We start from the raw sequence: 18,673 nt of genomic DNA, 5'->3' as shown, positions 1-18,673 counted from the left end.
GTTGGCTTAACCGACCAGCGCCGCCGCCTGATGAAATATCTGGACGGTAAAATCAACCAGCTGCGTCAGCATCCACTTTCCGGCGAAAATCAGCACCCCCAGCGTCACCACCAGACGCGGCAGGAAGCTCAGCGTCTGTTCGTTGATCTGGGTGGTGGCCTGGAAAATACTCACGCACAGGCCGACCAGCAGGCTGGGGACAATCGCCACGGCGGAAATCAGCAGGACGAGGTGAATGCCGGAGGCCATGATATCGCCGGCGGTGTCCATGTTCATCATCGCTACATTCCTTGTACGCTGGCGGTCAGGGTGCCGACAATCAGCGTCCAGCCGTCGCACAGTACGAACAGCATCAGCTTAAACGGCAGCGAGACGATCAGCGGCGACAGCATCATCATCCCCATCGCCATCAGAACGCTGGCCACAATCAGGTCGATAACCAGGAACGGGATGTAAATCATAAAGCCGATCTGGAAGGCGGTTTTCAGCTCGCTCAGCAGGTAGGCCGGGGTCACGATGGTCAGATCCTGCTCGCGGGCGTCGCCTTCAATACCGGCGATGGTCATGATTTGCGCCATCGCTTTATTGTTGGTCTGCGCCAGCATGTACTTCTTCAGCGGCGCTTCGGCGTTGACCAGCGCTTGCTTGAGGGTGATCTGGTCATTCTGGAACGGCTCAATCGCGTCGGCATAAATGGTGGTCCACACCGGGCGCATCACCAGCAGCGTCAGCGCCAGCGCGATGCCGGTGAGGATCTTGTTGGGCGGACTCTGCTGTAACCCGAGCGCCTGGCGCAGAATCGCCAGCACGATAATAAAGCGGGTGAAAGAGGTCATCATCAGCACCATGATCGGCAGCAGGCCGAGCAGGGTCATCAGGATCAGGATTTCAATTTTAACGCTGTAATCCTGGCCCGCACCGTTAGCGGTGGCGCTAAACAGCGTGATATCGCCGTTCGCCGCCAGCGCGGGCTGGGCAAACAGCAGGCCGATGAGCAGCAGCAGCGGGATGCCGCCGCGGTATAACGCGCGGTTCATCGGGTTAGCTCACCCAGCTCTTTGGCGTTGAATTCGATGATGCGCAGGCCGTATTTATCGTTCAGCACGACCACTTCCGCTTTACCGAACGCAATGCCGTTGACCTTGATATCCAGCGGCTCGCCGGCCATTTTATCCAGCTCAATCACGGAATCGCTGTTCACCGCCATCAGTTCGGCCAGCGAGATATTCACCGAGGAGACTTCCAGCGTTAGCGTTACCGGAATGCGGCTGAACAGCGCCATGCGGCGCACGTCGGTCAGCGGCGCGTTGCGCGTTTCCAGCTGTAAATCGAGACGGATGTTGCCTTCAACGGTCTCTTCCTGGGTCATGTCGCTGAGGTTCAGGTCGTCCAGATCCAGGGACTGGCTCAGCTCTTGTTGTAAATCACTCATAAGGCTTCTCGGTTGTCTTGTCGTGGATATCGCATAAAAAAAGCTTGCTGCGATCTTCGGCAATAGTGGCTTCAAAAATCTGTTCTTTACCGATAAACACCGGTAAAGGGTCATTAATGGCGATAGGGATGATGTCGCCCGGCTTGATGTCGGCGATCTGCGCGACGGTCAGGTTCAGGCTGGCGAGGCGGCCATCCAGCTTCAGCGGCAGGCTATCGAACAGGCGTTCGATCTGCGCCGGACTCAGGCTGACGCTTTTCTCCACGCCGCGGTTTTTTTGATCGGGAGCACGCATCTGCGCCAGCATCTGGTCAACGTGCGGGTTGTCGAGCAGCACGGTAAAGCTGCCGTTGCTATAGCCTTCAAGCTTGAAGGTTATGCACCAGGCCCACTGATTAATCACCGTGGAATAATCGACTTTAATCTCCAGATCTTCGCCGAAGGTTTCTTTGCAAATGACCAGCGAGGTTAATTCCTGGCCCAGTTTGCTTTTCAGGCGCTCTTCCGTTTTGGTGATCGGCAGTGATTCATCCGGTTCAATATGGCTGCTGTCTTTGCTCAGGCCATAATAATCATGGAGGATGTTTAGTAATAATATACGATCAATCACAAAGGCCATATTCCCATACGGCGTTGAGAATATTTGCGCATTTTTGTAATTCTGGTCGATCGCGAAGGTCATGGATTCTAACGCAGCGTTAACACGTAGCTTCTTCAGAAAATAAATACTCAGGCGCGCGTCAAGAATGTCAAAGCTATCGTTCATTAACTTAGGTAGCTTATGCCATGGACGACCGAGTTTGCTGACATCCAGTTTTACCAGCTCAGGAAGATTATCCTGCTGATGGATTCTGATTCGCTGTGAAGCAGGGTACATGATTATTCCGGTTTGATAACGTGTCCTGGTGAGACAATAAGGCGCCGTTAACGGTTATCGATAACGGTCGCGAAAAATTTTCATCGACGCATTTGAGTTTTGAAAATGGTGTGACGCTTTAGGTCAACATCGAAGGTTCGCCGTGAGGCGATGACTCAACTGCCTTTTATTCAGAGTGCGAATTAGACCTTTCTGCTCCATTTATTGCAAGTGGCTAGCGGTTATTAATCCATTATTTTTCCGCATTCTCATTGATTAATAACTTCTGTAACGTCATGAAAAATATGTATTAATGTTTTAATATCCATTAAAAATGAGACAATTCCTAGTCGATGCGTATACTAGGCAACATATTTTCACGGAAGGAGTTTTTCCCCGTGATAATACCGCAGTCTTTAATCTTTATTAACATTATAAAAACGCTTTTAATCTTCTATGTAGCAAGGTGATTGCAGCGCGCGTTTAATAAAGGTTTAGCGCATTATCCTTATTTGTTCTTTTTTACTGGTACTCCAAAATGAGCATTATCATTGAACGTGAAGACCGTCATGGGGAAGGCTTTGTGGCCGTTTCTCCTGCCAGCGTGGGCGTAATCTCATTAGCTCGACGCGTTGCTAAATATAATGTGTCGGTCCTGGTGACAGGTGAGACAGGAACGGGCAAGGAATGTGTCGCTAAATATATTCACGAGCATGCCTGCGGCAGTGAAGCCCCGTACGTCGGGGTTAACTGCGCCGCTATTCCGGAAAGTATGCTGGAAGCGGTTTTATTTGGTTATGAGAAAGGCGCATTCACCGGCGCGGTTGCTAGCGTGGCCGGTAAATTCGAACAGGCGAACGGCGGTACGCTGCTGTTGGATGAAATTGGCGATATGCCTCTGCCATTACAAGCGAAGCTATTGCGGGTATTACAGGAGCAGGAAGTTGAGCGCCTGGGTAGCCATAAACGTATTCCGCTGGATATTCGTCTGATTGCTTCTACGAATAAAGACTTACAGCTGGAAATTGCCGAAGGGCGTTTCCGTCAGGATCTATTTTACCGTATTTCCGTGGTGCCTATTCACATCACGCCGCTGCGCGAGCGCAAGCAGGACATCCTGCCGCTGGTGCAGCGTTTTATCGCCAAATACCGCGCGTTCCATAAGGGCGACGTCCGCCTGAGCGACGATGCGCGCAACGCGCTGCTGGGCTACGACTGGCCGGGCAACGTGCGCGAGCTGGAGAACGTGATCCAGCGCGGCATGATTCTGGGTAACGGCGATGAAATTAAAGCCGCCGACTTTGGCCTTGTGGCGCGCGTGCCGCTGCCGGAAACCCCGTCGGTGGGCGTGATGCCTGCCTACCGCGAGCAGGATAACGGCAGCTCCGCCATCCGCGATGTCAAGCTGCACGGGCGCCTGGCGGAGTACCAGTACATCATCGATCTGCTCAAACGCCATAAAGGCAATAAATCCAAAACCGCGGAGTTTTTAGGCATTACGCCGCGCGCTCTGCGTTACCGCCTTGCGTCAATGCGTGACGAAGGCATTGATATTGAATGTTATTCCTGAGGCCAGGAAGGAAGAAATAATGGACAAGATTGCCGCCGCAGGTATTAACACCGCGCACCAGGCGCTGCTGGACCGCATGCAGCAAACGGCCATGCTGGCTTCCGCTGGCTCGGTCAACGCCGCACAGACGATTGCCCCGGCGAACGGCGCGTTTGCCAGCACCGACTCGGTTTCCTTCTCGCGCGCGTTAAACAACGCCATCGACAACGTCGATGCGCTGCAGCACAGCGCTAGCGCCAAACAGACCGCAATTGATATGGGTCAGAGCGACGACTTAGCCGGCGCGATGATTGAGAGCCAGAAAGCCAGCGTGGCCTTCTCGGCGATGATGCAGGTGCGCAACAAGCTCAACAGCGCGCTCGACGAAGTGATGAATATTTCGCTGTAAGGTCTGTACCGTGTTAAACAAAATCAAAGATCGCCTCCCTGCCATCTCCCTGCCTGCGGGCGTCAACAATCCTAAGCTGCTGGTGATTGCCGGCGGCGTGGTGCTGGCGCTCGCCATCGTTGCGTCGCTTTGGAACCGTAACCAGGGCTACGTGGCGCTGTACGGTGCGCAGGAGCAGGTCCCGGTCGCCCAGGTGGTGGAAGTGCTGGGGGCGGAAAACATTGCCTACCGCATTAACCCGGATAACGGCCAGGTGCTGGTCACCGAAAATAAACTGTCGCAGGCGCGCATGGCGCTGGCGGCTAAAGGCATCAGCGCGGCAACGCCGGACGGCTACGAGCTGATGGATAAAGAAGAGATGCTCGGTAGCAGCCAGTTTATCCAGAACGTGCGCTACAAGCGCAGTCTGGAAGGCGAGCTGGCGAAAAGCATTATGGCGCTGGACCCGGTAGAAACCGCGCGCGTTCATCTTGGGCTGAGCGAATCCAGTTCATTCGTCCTCACCAATAAGCCCAACAGCAGCGCGTCCGTGGTGGTGCAGTTGCGCTACGGCCGACAGCTGGATGAACAGCAGGTCGCTTCGATCGTCCAGCTGGTGTCTGGTTCCGTACCGGGAATGCCGGCGGAAAGCGTTCGCGTGGTCGATCAGGCCGGCAACCTGCTGTCTGACGGCGTGGCCGGGCCGGACGGCAGCATGGCCGGTAAACGCCTCGGCGACGATGTCATGCAGCGTATTCGCGAAGATACCACCAAAAATATCTCCAGCCTGCTGACCTCCCTGGTTGGTGCGGGCAACTACCGTATCAGCGTTGCGCCGACCGTGGACTTAAGCCGCGTGGAAGAAACCCAGGAGCGGCTGGGCAAAGATCCGCGCGTCAGCGATGAACAGCTGAGCCAGGAGAACACCACCAACGAAATGGCGTTTGGTATTCCCGGCTCGCTGAGCAACCGCCCGGTGAACCAGAATCCGCAGGCCGCCGCCGCGCAGGCCGCGGGTGACGAGGCACCGGCTGCGGCCGCCAACAATACCAGCGACCCGCGTGCCCTCAGCAGTCGTAGCCAGCAGCAGCGTAAATACGCCTTCGATCGCGATATCCGCCATATCCGTCATCCGGGCTATAAGCTGGAGAAGTTGAGCGTGGCCGTGGCGCTAAACCAGACCGCTCCGGCGCTGGCCAACATGGCGCCTGAACAGCTGACGTCGATTACCCGTCTGGTGGAGAGCGCCGCCGGTATTGATAAAGAGCGTGGCGATGCGCTGACGCTGGACGTGCTGGCCTTCACCGCGCCGGCGACCGACACCCTGCTGAGCGACAAGTGGTGGAAAGATCCGGATATGCAGTACTGGGGGCAAAACGGTGGTATTGGTCTGCTGGCCCTGCTTACGCTGCTGTTCGGCGTTCGTCCGCTGGCTCAGCGTCTGGGACGCCGCGAACGTCTGGTGAACGAGGTTGAACAAGGTGGGCAGGAACTGCTGACCGACGAATCGGAAACCTCGCAGGACAGCCTGACCGCGCTGCCGAGCACCGCCTTCAATAACAACGACGATCTGCTGCCGCCGCAAAGCTCCGGCCTGGAAACCAAAGTGGAGTACCTCCAGGTTCTGGCCCAGAGCGAAACGGAGCGCGTAGCGGAAGTTCTGAAACAATGGATTAACAGCAATGACCGAAGCAACAGCAAGTCGGAATAATAGTTCGGGCAACCGTAGCCGCCTCGAGCAGGCGGCCATCCTGCTGATGAGCGTGGGTGAAGAGGCGGCGGCGCAGGTGATGCAGAAGCTGAACCGTGAAGAGGTCATGCTGCTGAGTGAAACCATGGCGCGTCTGCATGACGTGAAGGTAAACCAGGCACGCCAGGCGATGAATAACTTCTTCTCCGACTATCGCGAGCAGAGCGGCATCAACGGCGCATCGCGCTATTACCTGCGCAGTATTCTGGAAAAAGCGCTGGGCGGCGAAATTGCCCGCAGCGTGATTAACGGCATTTACGGCGATGAAATTCGCTATCGCATGGCGCGCCTGCAGTGGGTTGATATCCCGCAGCTGGCAGCGCTGATTGAGCAGGAGCACCTGCAGTTACAGGCGGTGTTCCTCGCCTTCCTGCCGCCGGACATCGCCGCCAGCGTGCTCAGCGTGCTGCCGAGCGAGCGCCAGGATGAAATCATCTACCGCGTGGCGCGTCTCGATGACGTGAATCGTGACGTGATTGACGAACTGGACCGCCTGATCGATCGCGGCATCGCGGTTCTCTCCGAGCATGGTTCGAAGGTGGCGGGCATCAAGCACGCTGCCAACATCGTCAACCGTATTCCAAGCAATCAGCAGGAGCTGCTGGAGCAGCTGCGCGAGCGCGATGAGAGCGTGGTCGACGATCTGCAGGATGAAATGTACGAATTCTTCATCCTCAGCCGCCAGACGCCGATGACCCTGCAACGTCTGATGGACGAAGTGCCGATCGACGAATGGGCCGTGGCGCTGAAAGGCACCGAGCCGGTACTGCGTCAGGCCATCTTCAACGTGATGCCGAAGCGCCAGGTCACGCTGCTGCAAAGCACCACCACGCGTCTGGGGCCGGTACCGGTCAGCCGTATCGAGCAGGTGCGCAAAGAGATTATGCAGACCCTGCGCCAGCTGGTGGAAGAGGGCGAGATTCAGGTCCAGCTGTTTGCCGAACAGACGGTGGAATAAGCCATGTTCAAAAAACGCAGCTTACCGCTGACCGCCAGCCGCCCGCCCACCGCGAAACCGCGGTTGCACCAGTTCCCGCCGCTGCGTAAACGCTGGGCGACGCCCAACGTGCCGATGGAAGATGACTCCGTCGCCGCGCCGGACCCGGCGGCGTATCAGCAGCAGCTGGAAGAAGGCTTCCGTGAAGGCGTCAACCAGGGCTTTGCGCAGGGGCTGGAAGAGGGCAAAGAGGAAGGCTATCAGGAAGGCGCGCGTCTGGGTTTTGAGGACGGAATGCGTAAAGGGCTGGCCGAAGGCAAACAGCAGGCCCGCCAGCAGTTTCTGGAAGCCGCCGCGCCGTTTGAGCACGTCACCGCCAACGTTCAGCGTTTCCTTGACGGCTATGAACAGCGCCGCCGCGAAGAGCTGCTACAGCTGGTGGAGAAAGTCACCCGTCAGGTGATTCGCTGCGAGCTGGCGCTGCACCCGACGCAGCTGCTGGCGTTGGTGGAAGAAGCGGTGACCAGCCTGCCGCAGCCGCCGGAGCAGATCCGCGTGCTGCTGAACGCCGAAGAGTTTCGTCGTATCAGCGAAGCCGAACCTGAAAAGGCCCGTGAATGGGGCCTGGCCGCCGACCCGACGCTGGAGCTGGGCGAATGCCGCGTCGTCACCGACACCACCGAGATGGACGTTGGCTGCCAGCACCGCCTCGACCAGTGCGTCTCGGTGCTGAAAGACACCCTGCTGCCGGAAGCCGCGCATGAGCAGCCTTGATTTCGAACAGGCGTTGCGCTCGATTGAACAGATCGATCTGGCGCGCGTCGCCGGGCGTCTGGTGCGGGTCAACGGCATTCTGCTGGAGTGCGTGGGCTGCCGTCTGGCGATTGGCCAGCTATGCCACGTGGAAAGCATCGAACACGAGATGATGGAAGCGCAGGTGGTGGGCTTTGACCGTGAAGTCACCTACCTGATGCCGTTCAAGCAGCCTTCCGGCCTGATTGCCGGCGCGCGCGTGTTTCCCGCCGGGAAAAGCGAAGGCGTGATGATTGGCGATCAGTGGCTGGGGCGCGTGGTTAACGGCCTTGGCGAACCGCTGGACGACAAAGGCAAGCTCGGCGGCGACACGCTGCTGCCGCAGCAGCTCCCTCAGGTTCACCCCCTCAAACGCCAGCCGGTGGAAGCGCCGCTGGACGTCGGCGTGCGGGCGATTAACGGCCTGCTGACCATCGGCAAGGGCCAGCGCGTGGGGCTGATGGCGGGCAGCGGCGTCGGCAAAAGCGTACTGCTGGGCATGATCACCCGCTATACCCAGGCTGAAGTGGTGGTAGTGGGCCTGATCGGCGAACGCGGCCGTGAAGTGAAAGAGTTTATCGAGAACTCGCTGCAGGCCGAAGGGCTGGCGAAGTCGGTGATCGTCGCCGCGCCGGCGGACGAGTCGCCGCTGATGCGTATCAAGGCCACCGAGCTGTGCCACACCATTGCCAGCTACTACCGCGATAAAGGCAAAGATGTGCTGCTGCTGGTCGACTCGTTGACCCGCTACGCCATGGCGCAGCGTGAGATCGCGCTGTCGCTCGGTGAACCGCCCGCCACCAAAGGCTATCCGCCGTCGGCGTTCAGCATGATCCCTCGTCTGGTGGAGAGCGCGGGCAACAGCGAGAGCTGCGGATCGATGACCGCGATCTACACCGTGCTGGCCGAGGGCGACGATCAGCAGGATCCGATTGTCGACTGCGCGCGCGCGGTGCTCGACGGCCACATCGTGCTGTCGCGGCATCTGGCGGAAGCGGGGCACTATCCGGCCATCGATATCGGCCAGTCAATCAGCCGCTGTATGAGCCAGGTGACCGCCCGCGAGCACCAGCTCGCCGCGCGCACGCTCAAGCAGCTGTATGCCGAATACCAGAGTATTAAGCCGTTGATTCCGCTGGGAGGCTACGTGGCCGGGGCCGACCCGCTGGCCGACAAAGCCGTCCGCCTGTCACCGGCTATCACCCAGTTCTTACAACAGGAAGTTCAGGACGCGGCGTTAATTGATGCCACCATTAACGATCTGCGTACGCTGGCGCAAGCAGGGTAATGCACGATGAGCAAACTGATTTCAACGCTGGAACAGCTTCACCTGATGCGCACGCGCGCCGTCGACGATCTCAGCGCGAAGCTGGCCTCACAAAAGCAGGTCTGCCAGCGCTTTGAGAAGAATATTGATGCGCTGAGCTCGCTGGCCTCCGGGCTGGCGACGCAGAGCGCCAACAGCGCCGCGATGATGATCAATCAGTCGAAATATAAGCACAATATTCAACGTGTTATCGACTGGCAGAAGCAGGAGCAGGCGCTGGCAAACCTCGAAGCGAAAAAACTTCAGGGCAACCTGCTGGCCGAGGCCAAGCGTGAGAAAAGCCTCGAGCTGGTGCTGGATGCCAAACGTAGCGACCGGCGGATGGAATTAAACCGTCGTGAGCAAAAAATGACCGACGCTGTCTCTGCCCAATGCTGGCTGCGTCAGCAACTGGCCGCTGCACGCCAACGATAATTGCGATGAAAACCACCCATACACCGAACCTGATGTCCGCGCTGCTCGCTCGCCAGCAGCGCCCGCAGCCGCAGACAACGCCGTTTGTCAGCGTCGTCTGCCCGACCTATAACCGCCGCGAGTTTCTGCCCTATCTGCTCTATATCTGGCAGTACCAGGACTACCCGGCGGACCAGCGCGAGCTGATTATTCTCGACGATTCCCCAACCAGCAACGCCGATCTGATCGAAATGATGAGCGACCCGGCGACGCCGAACGTGCGCTATATCCATAGCCCGGAGCGGCTGGCGCTGGGCAATAAACGCAACCGGCTTAACGCGCTGGCGAAGGGCGAGTACATCCTCTGTTTTGATGATGATGACTACTATCCGCCGAATAAAATTTCCCATCAGGTGACGCAGATGCAGCGCCATCACGCGCTGTTTTCCGGCTGCGACCAGATCTATATCTGGTACAGCCACCTGGACAAAATCTACCTGACGCACCCTTTCGGCGCGCACCATGCGCTGAACGGTACTTTTGGCTATCACCGTAATCTGCTGAAGAAAAACCGTTATGACGATGAGGCTACCCGGGCAGAAGAGTATGCCTTCCTGAACCGTTTTACGACGCCGGTGCAGCAGATTGACCCGAAGCAGAGCATTCTGTGCATTTCGCACAGCAGTAATACCTTCGATAAAGACTACATCATGGACAGCTCAACAGCGGTCGATCTGACGCTGGAAGATTTCGTCCACGACCCCAACCTGCTGGCGCACTACCGTCGCCTGAGCAACGCGCCGCTGAACACGCTGGTGAACTGGTCGGTGTTTGAGAAGGTTGCCGTGGTTTACGAATCGCAGCAGGAGGCGATGCTTCCCGAACGCTGTGAGGCGCTGCTGGCGCTTGGCGTACAGGCCGATCAACTCTGGCCGGTGGCGAAAGTGCAGGCCGAGTCGAGCGATGCCGCCGCGCGGCTGACCCACTACCAGATTGTGGCGCACGCTAAACAGCAGGGCTGGAAGAACGTGGTGCTGCTGGATGCCGAACTGCGGTTTGTGAAAAAAGAAAACGCGGTGAACAACATCAACAAACTGCTCAACGGCCTGGCACTGCTGGATTGGCAGGTGCTGCTGCTGGGCGGGCGCTATGAACGCTTCGTGCCCACTCAGACCATGCAGGGCGTAGCGCGGATCTACAACGCGGGCTGCGCGTGCGCCTATGCGGTAAATGCCAACTATTACGACACGATGCTGGAAGCCTACCGCGAGGCGGAAGAACACAATGTAAATATTGACCGCAGCTGGACCGCTTTAATGAAACAAGAGTCCTTATGGTTAGGGTTTAGTCCCAGCTTCGCTTTCTTAATGCGCTACCCGGATCCCAAAACCGGCAAGCCAATCGACTGTACGCACTGGTTTTTCCGTAAACATCGTGAAGCCGAGACGACCAAAGAGAACACACATGGAACTGATTGAACATTACCAACCTGAATTCGTTGCACGCTTCGATGCGCGGGAGACGTCGTGCACCTGTCCGGCGTGCCAGAATGCCGAGCAGGCGTGGCCGCACGTCAGCGTAAAGCTGAAAAACCAGCAGCGTGAAACGCTGGATATTGGCTGTGAATCGGCGGCCAAAGAGATGCTGTTCAACCCGGAGGCCTTCGTGCTGCATACCGCAAAGGCCGCGCCGCAGAGTGAAGCGTTACTTTCGGCGTGGAGCGAAGCGCTTAACCAGCAGTGTATCAACCTGGCGGTGCATCCGGCGCTGATGCTGGAAGAGAGCCTGTACGCCATTGGCATACTGCTTAGCAAAGCGCAGCAGCATCTGGATAACGGCGAAAGCGACCCGGCACTGCTGGCTGACATGGGCGCGCAGCTGGCTACGCTGGCGGAGCAGGGCGTGCTGGCACAGCAGTTTGCCATGTTGCCGCCGATCGTTGAGAACCGCGCGGCGGAGCTTAAGGAGATGGGCGCGATGCGCCTGAACCTGAATCTGCCGATGGTAGAGAAAATGGGGATGTCGCTGAAGCTGAGCGAGCTGGCGATTATGCAGCCTGCCCGTCTGGCAGAGCGTCAGCAGGCGCTGGATGCCGCATGGCCCACCATCGCGCTGTTCGAGGAGCAGCCACATATGCTGCGCAATATCCTCATTTATCAGCTGTATAGCGATATTTTCCCCGGCGTAGACTGCACCAACTACGGCGAAGCGCTGCTGGGCCTCGCGCGCCAGTTCTTCCACCTCAAAACGCTGTGCGCCATTCGCGCCGAGCAGAAGGAACTGACCCAGGACGATGTCGCGCTGCTGGTGAGCGCGCTGCGCGGCTGGCAGCAGCAACATCCGTCGGTGGGGGAGCCGGGGAGTACGTCGGACTTTAGCTTGCTGTGCGGGCTGTCGCTGCTGTAGATCGTGACTCAATATATTAAAAATCATGGGGCCACAGAGTGAGAACAGTCATTACTTTCGGTACATTTGATGTTTTCCATGTTGGCCACTTAAATATTCTTCAGCGCGCTAAATCTCTGGGCGATCGCTTGATCGTCGGTGTTTCTTCTGATGCCTTGAATTTCAGGAAAAAAAATCGTTATCCAGTGTATACGCAGCAGGAACGGTTATCGATTATTCAGGGTATTAAGCATGTCGATGCTGTTTTTATCGAAGAATCTCTGGAGCAGAAAGCAGAGTATATTAAAATGTACTCGGCGGATGTACTGGTGATGGGTAACGACTGGCAGGGAAAATTTGATTATCTTTCTCCACTGGTCAATGTTGTTTATCTGGAGAGAACACCCTCTATCTCAACAACCTCGGTGATTGAAGTCATTAAGCGAACTTGAAGTGACGCCGGATATGTCCGGCGTCGTTGTTAGCTTTATAGGGCATGAGAAAGCGTATTGATAATCACCTGAGCCGCCCTTTTCCCTGCCTGTCCGTCATTGAAGGCATCACAATATTCTGTTCTGATGTGCTGGAGCTGGCGGGCATGCTGTTGCCAGGCATAATCATCTGCAAGATATTTTCGAATATCTACCATATCGCGAGCGGTAGGCATAAAATTTCTTACCAGTTGATCTGGACTATTGGCTGAGGTGAATGATTTATTATTATCCAGTAATGAGGTCATTTCTGGCCAATCCAGTAGAATTATTTTTTTATCGGCATTAATAGCATCAAAAATAAACCCGCTATTATCTGTAATGATGTAGTCAGCCCGTTTAAGCAGGGCGAGTGTGACATTGCTATCAGAAATAATGTTTTTGAAATGACGCTTGGCTATTTTTAGTGCATTAGCTTCAGACTCTCTATACAGCGTGCCATGGTGTAGTTTGGTAATAATATTATATTCGTGGCTTAAACGAGCCAGTTTTTCGGCCCAAGGGATAATTGAGCTTAATTCTCCGTATGTTGGTGCATAGAGAATGGTTTTCTTTTCAGGAGAAAGTTTAAGTTCTGTCGGCAGTTCAGTGTTATAGTTGTTTTTGTGCCAATCATCAAATCGAGGATTACCCACAATATGGGTTATGCTGTCCATTGCCAGTGACTTTTTAGTGTAATGGCTGTAGCATAATATTGCATTGTAAGATTTATTCCATGCCGCATGATTCCAATGGTTTTTGGCTAACCCATATAGTGTACGAATGTGGATGTCCGATATGCTGGCAAGATGTTTAACATAATAAGGGGTAACCAGACAGCTGTATTTTAGTGAGTTTTTCAAGACAACTGAAATTAAGTTGCAGTCAAGGCCGGGAACATTCAGTTTCCCCAGTGATGCCATCATCTCATCAATGAATTTTTTTTCAGTAAGATCGTTAACGACTAACTCGCAGCGGATTTTTTGCTTTAGAAGTTCGGCGATAATATTACGGTAGACTTCATAGTGAAATGAGGTTTCCATATAGAAACCAATACAATAATCGTTATTTTTGGCGGATATATTCATATGGGTTCTATTGGCTTAGTGATTGTTGAGTTGACTCTTGACGCACATTTTCAGGATTCATTTTATCTATGTCTACATGCCATTGGCTACCGTTTCTAATGTGTCCCCATTTTGGTGCTATACCCTCTTCAAATTGATAGATTAGAGACAATATGAGATTAAGGTTATAGGATGTTACCTGGGTATGTTGGGTCACCAACGGTGAGCATGTTTCAATGAGATTGAAATCAGAGTATTTCTCAAAGAGAGGTAGGTGCGGCTTCACTTCATCCAAAAATTGTTTATCTTGTGGAGAGGTGAATAAATAAATGTGACGCTCAGACACCCGATCTTGTTTTATTATGCTGGAAAGGTAGCGATCGAGGATGAATATATTATTTGGGCTGGCTACTCCCATCATTGCCTTGCCAACATGCTCCCAGTACCCGCTAGCGACATAACTACCAAGGCGAAATTGTGGTACACAGGATATAATGCTTTTTATTTTGTGTTTTATGCCGTAATAAAGTGATGCGCTTCCACCCTTAGATGCACCTAATATTGAGTGATATTTAGGTTTTAGTACGCTAATAGTTGCATCAATGAGCATGCTAACGCCTTGCTCTATATCAAAATTCATATTATTGCAAAGATAATATGCAGGCAAACCGTTAAAATCATCTTTGATCCACAAAATCGCAGACCGGCAATGTGTTAACATATTGAAATCATAAATTGTCGGGTCGGGAATGTTAAACCCTGACATCACGATAAGTAAATGCTGGCAGTCATATTTTGGGGGTTGTATCCTGTAATGAATATTAAGGCCAGGCTTGGCCTTAAAAATACGTTCTTCCATTATATCCACATTATTTTGTCAACGTTAACCCTGCTGATACAACCAATTCTCCGGCTCGCTGGTATTCAGCAAATTGCCCAGAATATCCTGCTGCATGCTCATCAGCGCGCCGTTGTAGTCGTTGGCGACCTGGCAGTCGGCGGCCAGCTGCTGTAATCCTTGCCAGAGTGCGGTGACGGAAGGCTGGTGGGCGGCGGGCAGGCGGGCGATTAGCGTTTTCAGGCCTTCGGTCGTTGGGTCGATGCCCAGCTGGCCAAGCAGCTGGTAGCGGCGCTGGCTGCTTTGCGACAGCTGCTGGTACAGCGCCATAATTTGCTCGTTGATGACGTCGAGCGACGCGGCGTCGCGGGCAACAATGTGGTGGCGCTGCTTTTCAAGTAGTGCGGTCAGGGCATGATAGCGTTTACGGTCTTCGGTCATGTCCTGAATCAGGGCTTTAACGCGTTGGGCTGCGTTAGTCATAAATTACCTCTGGAAATACTTCTGCATGGCATCCGTCAGCGAATCAATATTGACGCTGATTTTGCCGCTGCTGATGGCTTCTTTCATTTCGGCGACGCGCGCCATGTCAACTTCCGGCAGCGTGCTCAGCTGCGTCTGCGCATCGCCCAGTACCGGGTCGATGGCGGCACTGCGGGTGACGCTGGTACCTTCCTGGGCAACGGTGCGAGTCTGCTCGGCGCTGCTGGCTTTATTAATAGCGGTGGTCAGGTTGTACTGTGGTGCGGTTACTTTCATCGCTGCGCCCTCGTTTTCATTGTTTGTTGTGGTTGCGTATGAACCTTGCCCTGCGGAAGTCAGACTTCCTATGCCGTTGTGAGTAAAGAGCGGCCGTTCAGGGAGGGAACTTAAACGTCACGGTAAGTTTTTTACCGCCCGCTGGCGTACACCATGTTCACCACGCCGATATCGGCGACGATGGCGCTGACCACGCGGCCGCTGCTCTCGTTTTTCACCTTGATAATCTCGCCCTTACGCCCCTTTTTCATGGCTTCGCCCATAGTGCGCGCCTCAACGCCGTTTTGTTCGGCCACCATCATCACCCGCTGCCCGCGTTCAACCAGCAGCGGGGATTCCAACTGGCTCAGCATGATCGGCTGACGGTCGCGCACGCGGCGCTTCACGGTCAGACCGATGACCTCTGCCGGATCGGTCAGGTAGTCGCTACGCGTGTTGCTGATGTTGAGTTTTTTAATAGTGATGTTGTCGGCGGAAATCTGCTGGCCGCGTTCGAGGGTGCTGCCAGCCACGACGACCGGCAGATAGATATCCGGTTTGACGGTGACCGCAATATCCCAGCCGTTTGCGTCCATGCAACGCACGTCAAAACGCAGGCGGTTGAGATCGAGGCGGTCGCCGTTGGCGATCGACACGGCGGGCTCTTTGCTACAGGTCGCGTACTGAGAGGACTCAGATGGGATGAACAGGTTCATCTTCGCCTGATATTCCGGCCAGCGACGACGTTTGGCTTCCTGGCGAATGATGTCCGCCGCGTGAAGCTGGACGGTGACGTAAATCTGCTTACGGGCGCTGGTTGGGTGTTCCGCGGCCGCGGCCGGGATCGCGGCGAAAAGCGCGGGCAGGAAAAAACCGATGAGGAAGCGGAAATCCCGTTTCACTCTTACGCTAAAAAAATAAACAAAAACATTATAAATCATGTAATTAAAACCTTGGCATGAATATTGCTATACGAGAAAGCAGATCATGCAGGTTTTAGCATCACGAGGGTGTGAATTGTGAGTATTACTTTTGACAAAGCATTGGGCGTTCATCCACAGGCTGTAGCACTTCGACTTTCCCGAGCAGAGTTGCTGTCAGCCAATCTGGCAAACGTCGATACCCCCAACTTCCAGGCTAAAGATATTGATTTTGCCTCTGAGATGCAACGCTCACGGTCGAGTTTTTCCATGCAGACGTCAGCGCAGGAGATGTACCGCGTGCCGTATCAACCTTCTTCGGACGGTAACACCGTGTCGTTGAACGTTGAGCAGGCCGAGTTTGCGAAAAACACCCAGGACTACCAGATGAGCCTGGCTTTTTTAAACATGAAGTTCACTGGCCTTAAGCAGGCCATTGAAGGCAAGTAATTCAACGCAGGTAACCACGGAATATGGCTTTTTCGGATATCTATCGCGTGTCGGGATCGGCGATGACGGCGCAAACCGTTCGTCTTAACACCATCGCCAGTAACCTCGCCAACGCGGAAACCGCCTCCGCCACCGAAGCCGGCACCTATAAGGCGCGTCGCCCGGTGTTTGCTGCGGTTTATAAAAATGACGAGTTGATGAACAGCCGCGCGCTGACCGGCGCGCGCGTGCAGGTGATGGACGTGATCGAAACCGGCAATGCGGTGCAGCGCTACGAGCCGCACAACCCGATGGCCAGCGACGACGGCTACGTCTACTACCCGGACGTGAACGTGGTGGAAGAGATGGCCGACATGATGTCTGCGTCGCGCGGTTTTGAAACCAACGTCGACGTTCTTAACAGCGTAAAAAGCATGCAGCAAAGCCTGCTGCGACTCGGAGAAGCATAAGCATGAGCAGCATGACCAGCGTAGACAATACCGCCTACAGCAGCAGCCGGGGCACCAGCAGCACTGACGGTATTACCAGCAGCAGCACCGCTTCCGGCATGAACACCATGTTTATGCAGCTGTTGGTGGCGCAGATCCAAAACCAGGATCCGCTCAACCCGACCGACGGTACCGAGTACGTCAGCCAGCTGGCGCAGCTGACGCAGGTGCAGTCGATGGAAACCATGTCGCAGCTGATGGCTAACAGCTCCGTGCTGATGGACAACCTGCAAACCCTGACCACCGGCAACCTGGTCGGCCAGCACGTGATGGTGCAAACCAGCGCCATCGAGAGCGACGGTGAAACCGTGCTCGATGGCCGTCTGACGCTGGAGCACGCCGCCAACGTGGTAACGGTGATTGTCAAAGACTCTGCGGGCGTCGAGCACAAGATTGAGCTGGGCAAACAGGAAGCGGGCCAGGTGGACTTCAGCATCGACCCGGAAGAGCTGGGCCTGAGCGAAGGGTCATACACCCTCAGCGTGGTGACCGATACCGGCGAAGAGAATGTGCCGGTGGAGATTGGCGGCGTGGTGAACAACGTGCGCATCCCGCTCGACGGCAGCTCAACCGTGCTGAACATCAGTGGTCTGGGCGAAGTGGCCTACAACAATATTACCCAGTTTGGCACCACCTCTAAAAACAAAGCCTGAAGTGAATCAGGCCGTTAATTAAACAGGAACGATTATGAGCTTTAGTATTGCAACTTCCGGTCTGAATGCCGTTACTGAACAGCTGAACGCTATCTCGAACAACATTGCCAACTCCGGCACCGTGGGCTTTAAGTCCGGGCGCGCCGAGTTCTCCGCGCTGTACGCGGAAAGCCAGCCGCTGGGCGTCGGCGTGTCGGCGGTGACCCAGAGCATCACCAAAGGGGGAAGCATCTCTTCCACCGGTACCGCGCTGGATCTGGCGATTAACGGCAACGGTTTCTTTATGGTTCGCGACAGCGCCGGCACCACCGCCTATACCCGTGCGGGCTACTTCGGCACCGACAGCAGCGGTAACCTGGTCAATAACCTGGGCATGTACCTGCAGGGTTATCCGGTTGATGCCAACGGCGTGTTGCAGGTCGGTACCATCAGCAATCTGACCATCAGCAGCGGTTCGATTCCGGCGAAAGCGACCGAGAGCATCGACTTTACGGCGAACCTGGATGCGCGTGCGGAAGTCCCGGCAACCTCGCCGTTCGATCCGAAAGACAATACCTCTTACAACAACTCCTACACCACTCAGGTTTATGACTCGCTGGGCCGTGAGCACACGATGAACCAGTACTTCGTCAAAACGGGCGACAATAGCTGGGAAGTGCACTACTACATGGACGATAAGCCAGTGACCAGTAACGGTCAGGAGCAGGTGCAGACTCTCACCTTTAATACCCAGGGTATTCTCACCGATCCAAGCGGCGCGATTGAGTTGAATGCGGATATTGACGGTGCGGACCCACTTAAGCTCAATCTGAGCTATAGCGGCACCTCCCAGTACGGCTCCGACTTCTCGGTCAGCAAAAACAAAGGCGACGGCTACGCCTCCGGTGAGCGTACCGGCCAGGCGATCGACGAAGACGGCAGCGTTTACGCGACCTTCTCCAACGGTGAGCGCCTGCTGCAGGGCCAGCTGGTGCTGGCGAACTTCACCAACCCGAACGGCCTGCAATCGCAGGATGGCACCACCTGGGCGCAGACCGCCAGCTCCGGCGCGCCGCTGACCGGTACGCCGGGTTCCGGCCTGCTGGGCTCTATCGTTTCCGGCGCGCTGGAGTCCTCCAACGTCGATCTGACCTCCGAGCTGGTGGGCCTGATGACCGCGCAGCGTAACTACCAGGCGAACACCAAAGTCATCAGCACCAACGACAGCATGATGAGCGCGCTGTTCCAGGCGGTGTAATCG

General features: G+C 55.4%; 23 protein-coding genes. 14 read left to right on the top strand and 9 right to left on the bottom strand.

The genetic code is table 11. The features are described 5' to 3' along the window. Positions 1-6: 6 nt before the first annotated feature. Genes fliQ through ACK5JN_RS10640 form a run of 4 tightly spaced genes read right to left on the bottom strand, consistent with a single transcriptional unit; the run spans position 7 to position 2,309 of the window. A complete protein-coding gene (gene fliQ, locus ACK5JN_RS10655) occupies positions 7-279 on the bottom strand; it encodes a flagellar biosynthesis protein FliQ (protein WP_167574731.1) in 273 nt (90 codons plus the stop codon). Between the two features lie 2 nt (positions 280-281). Continuing rightward, complete coding sequence (fliP, locus tag ACK5JN_RS10650; protein ID WP_416870154.1) at positions 282-1,037, bottom strand: flagellar type III secretion system pore protein FliP; 756 nt, start codon at positions 1,035-1,037, stop codon at positions 282-284. Next, positions 1,034-1,432: a flagellar motor switch protein FliN gene (gene fliN, locus ACK5JN_RS10645; protein ID WP_416870153.1), complete on the bottom strand. Its 399-nt coding sequence runs from the start codon at positions 1,430-1,432 to the stop codon at positions 1,034-1,036. Before fliN ends, fliP begins: the two co-directional genes overlap by 4 nt. After that, positions 1,425-2,309: a FliM/FliN family flagellar motor switch protein gene (locus ACK5JN_RS10640; RefSeq protein WP_416870152.1), complete on the bottom strand. Its 885-nt coding sequence runs from the start codon at positions 2,307-2,309 to the stop codon at positions 1,425-1,427. Before ACK5JN_RS10640 ends, fliN begins: the two co-directional genes overlap by 8 nt. A gap of 517 nt (positions 2,310-2,826) precedes the next feature. Between ACK5JN_RS10640 and ACK5JN_RS10635 the strand changes: the two genes are divergently transcribed. From ACK5JN_RS10635 to ACK5JN_RS10590, 10 genes are read left to right on the top strand one after another with little or no spacing between them, the layout of a single operon-like run. Beyond that, positions 2,827-3,858 (top strand): sigma-54 interaction domain-containing protein, encoded by a 1,032-nt coding sequence (locus tag ACK5JN_RS10635; protein ID WP_416870151.1) that lies wholly within the window; start codon positions 2,827-2,829, stop codon positions 3,856-3,858. A 19-nt stretch (positions 3,859-3,877) separates the two neighbouring features. Next, positions 3,878-4,246: a flagellar hook-basal body complex protein FliE gene (gene fliE, locus ACK5JN_RS10630; RefSeq protein WP_416870150.1), complete on the top strand. Its 369-nt coding sequence runs from the start codon at positions 3,878-3,880 to the stop codon at positions 4,244-4,246. Between the two features lie 10 nt (positions 4,247-4,256). Further along, entirely contained in the window at positions 4,257-5,936 is a 1,680-nt protein-coding gene (fliF, locus tag ACK5JN_RS10625; RefSeq protein ID WP_416870149.1) for a flagellar basal-body MS-ring/collar protein FliF, read from the top strand. Further along, the gene (locus tag ACK5JN_RS10620; protein ID WP_416870148.1) at positions 5,908-6,933 is read left to right on the top strand and encodes a flagellar motor switch protein FliG; all 1,026 of its coding nucleotides are present in this window, start codon (positions 5,908-5,910) and stop codon (positions 6,931-6,933) included. Before fliF ends, ACK5JN_RS10620 begins: the two co-directional genes overlap by 29 nt. Before the next feature lie 3 nt (positions 6,934-6,936). Further along, positions 6,937-7,686: a flagellar assembly protein FliH gene (gene fliH, locus ACK5JN_RS10615; protein WP_416870147.1), complete on the top strand. Its 750-nt coding sequence runs from the start codon at positions 6,937-6,939 to the stop codon at positions 7,684-7,686. Continuing rightward, on the top strand, positions 7,673-8,992 hold the full coding sequence (fliI, locus tag ACK5JN_RS10610; protein WP_416870146.1) for a flagellar protein export ATPase FliI: 1,320 nt from the start codon (positions 7,673-7,675) through the stop codon (positions 8,990-8,992). The genes fliH and fliI overlap by 14 nt, the downstream gene beginning before the upstream one ends. A gap of 6 nt (positions 8,993-8,998) precedes the next feature. Continuing rightward, positions 8,999-9,445, top strand: coding sequence for a flagellar export protein FliJ (fliJ, locus tag ACK5JN_RS10605; protein WP_416870145.1), 447 nt, complete (start codon positions 8,999-9,001; stop codon positions 9,443-9,445). A 5-nt stretch (positions 9,446-9,450) separates the two neighbouring features. Then, the gene (locus ACK5JN_RS10600; protein ID WP_416870144.1) at positions 9,451-10,902 is read left to right on the top strand and encodes a glycosyltransferase family 2 protein; all 1,452 of its coding nucleotides are present in this window, start codon (positions 9,451-9,453) and stop codon (positions 10,900-10,902) included. Continuing rightward, a complete protein-coding gene (locus ACK5JN_RS10595; protein WP_416870143.1) occupies positions 10,889-11,830 on the top strand; it encodes a hypothetical protein in 942 nt (313 codons plus the stop codon). The genes ACK5JN_RS10600 and ACK5JN_RS10595 overlap by 14 nt, the downstream gene beginning before the upstream one ends. A gap of 38 nt (positions 11,831-11,868) precedes the next feature. Then, positions 11,869-12,261, top strand: a complete 393-nt coding sequence (locus ACK5JN_RS10590) for an adenylyltransferase/cytidyltransferase family protein (RefSeq protein ID WP_416870142.1) — start codon at positions 11,869-11,871, stop codon at positions 12,259-12,261. Between the two features lie 35 nt (positions 12,262-12,296). Here the strand turns inward: ACK5JN_RS10590 and ACK5JN_RS10585 are convergent, their stop codons facing one another. The 5 genes from ACK5JN_RS10585 to flgA all read right to left on the bottom strand — a co-directional run bounded on the left by ACK5JN_RS10585 (position 12,297) and on the right by flgA (position 15,863). Further along, on the bottom strand, positions 12,297-13,322 hold the full coding sequence (locus ACK5JN_RS10585) for a CDP-glycerol glycerophosphotransferase family protein (RefSeq protein ID WP_416870141.1): 1,026 nt from the start codon (positions 13,320-13,322) through the stop codon (positions 12,297-12,299). 52 nt (positions 13,323-13,374) lie between these two features. Further along, positions 13,375-14,205 (bottom strand): hypothetical protein, encoded by an 831-nt coding sequence (locus ACK5JN_RS10580; protein ID WP_416870140.1) that lies wholly within the window; start codon positions 14,203-14,205, stop codon positions 13,375-13,377. Between the two features lie 24 nt (positions 14,206-14,229). Next, on the bottom strand, positions 14,230-14,667 hold the full coding sequence (locus tag ACK5JN_RS10575) for a flagellar protein FlgN (RefSeq protein ID WP_416870139.1): 438 nt from the start codon (positions 14,665-14,667) through the stop codon (positions 14,230-14,232). Between the two features lie 3 nt (positions 14,668-14,670). Continuing rightward, on the bottom strand, positions 14,671-14,943 hold the full coding sequence (flgM, locus tag ACK5JN_RS10570) for a flagellar biosynthesis anti-sigma factor FlgM (RefSeq protein WP_167574748.1): 273 nt from the start codon (positions 14,941-14,943) through the stop codon (positions 14,671-14,673). Between the two features lie 131 nt (positions 14,944-15,074). Further along, positions 15,075-15,863 (bottom strand): flagellar basal body P-ring formation chaperone FlgA, encoded by a 789-nt coding sequence (gene flgA, locus ACK5JN_RS10565; RefSeq protein ID WP_416870138.1) that lies wholly within the window; start codon positions 15,861-15,863, stop codon positions 15,075-15,077. Between the two features lie 78 nt (positions 15,864-15,941). Here flgA and flgB point away from each other — a divergent pair, with 78 nt between their 5' ends. Genes flgB through flgE form a run of 4 tightly spaced genes read left to right on the top strand, consistent with a single transcriptional unit; the run spans position 15,942 to position 18,670 of the window. After that, the gene (gene flgB / locus ACK5JN_RS10560; protein ID WP_416870137.1) at positions 15,942-16,292 is read left to right on the top strand and encodes a flagellar basal body rod protein FlgB; all 351 of its coding nucleotides are present in this window, start codon (positions 15,942-15,944) and stop codon (positions 16,290-16,292) included. 23 nt (positions 16,293-16,315) lie between these two features. Next, positions 16,316-16,741 (top strand): flagellar basal body rod protein FlgC, encoded by a 426-nt coding sequence (gene flgC / locus ACK5JN_RS10555; RefSeq protein WP_416870136.1) that lies wholly within the window; start codon positions 16,316-16,318, stop codon positions 16,739-16,741. Between the two features lie 2 nt (positions 16,742-16,743). Next, positions 16,744-17,433, top strand: a complete 690-nt coding sequence (gene flgD, locus ACK5JN_RS10550) for a flagellar hook assembly protein FlgD (protein WP_416870135.1) — start codon at positions 16,744-16,746, stop codon at positions 17,431-17,433. 34 nt (positions 17,434-17,467) lie between these two features. Next, positions 17,468-18,670 carry a flagellar hook protein FlgE gene (gene flgE, locus ACK5JN_RS10545; protein WP_416870134.1) on the top strand — a complete coding sequence of 401 codons (1,203 nt, stop codon included), beginning with the start codon at positions 17,468-17,470 and terminating at the stop codon, positions 18,668-18,670. The last annotated feature ends 3 nt before the right edge of the window (positions 18,671-18,673 follow it).

This window comes from Kluyvera sp., assembly GCF_047971185.1.
In the GTDB taxonomy this organism is placed as follows: domain Bacteria; phylum Pseudomonadota; class Gammaproteobacteria; order Enterobacterales; family Enterobacteriaceae; genus Kluyvera.
Note: the sequence above shows the minus strand (reverse complement) of the source record. Positions and strands in the feature narration are given on the sequence as shown.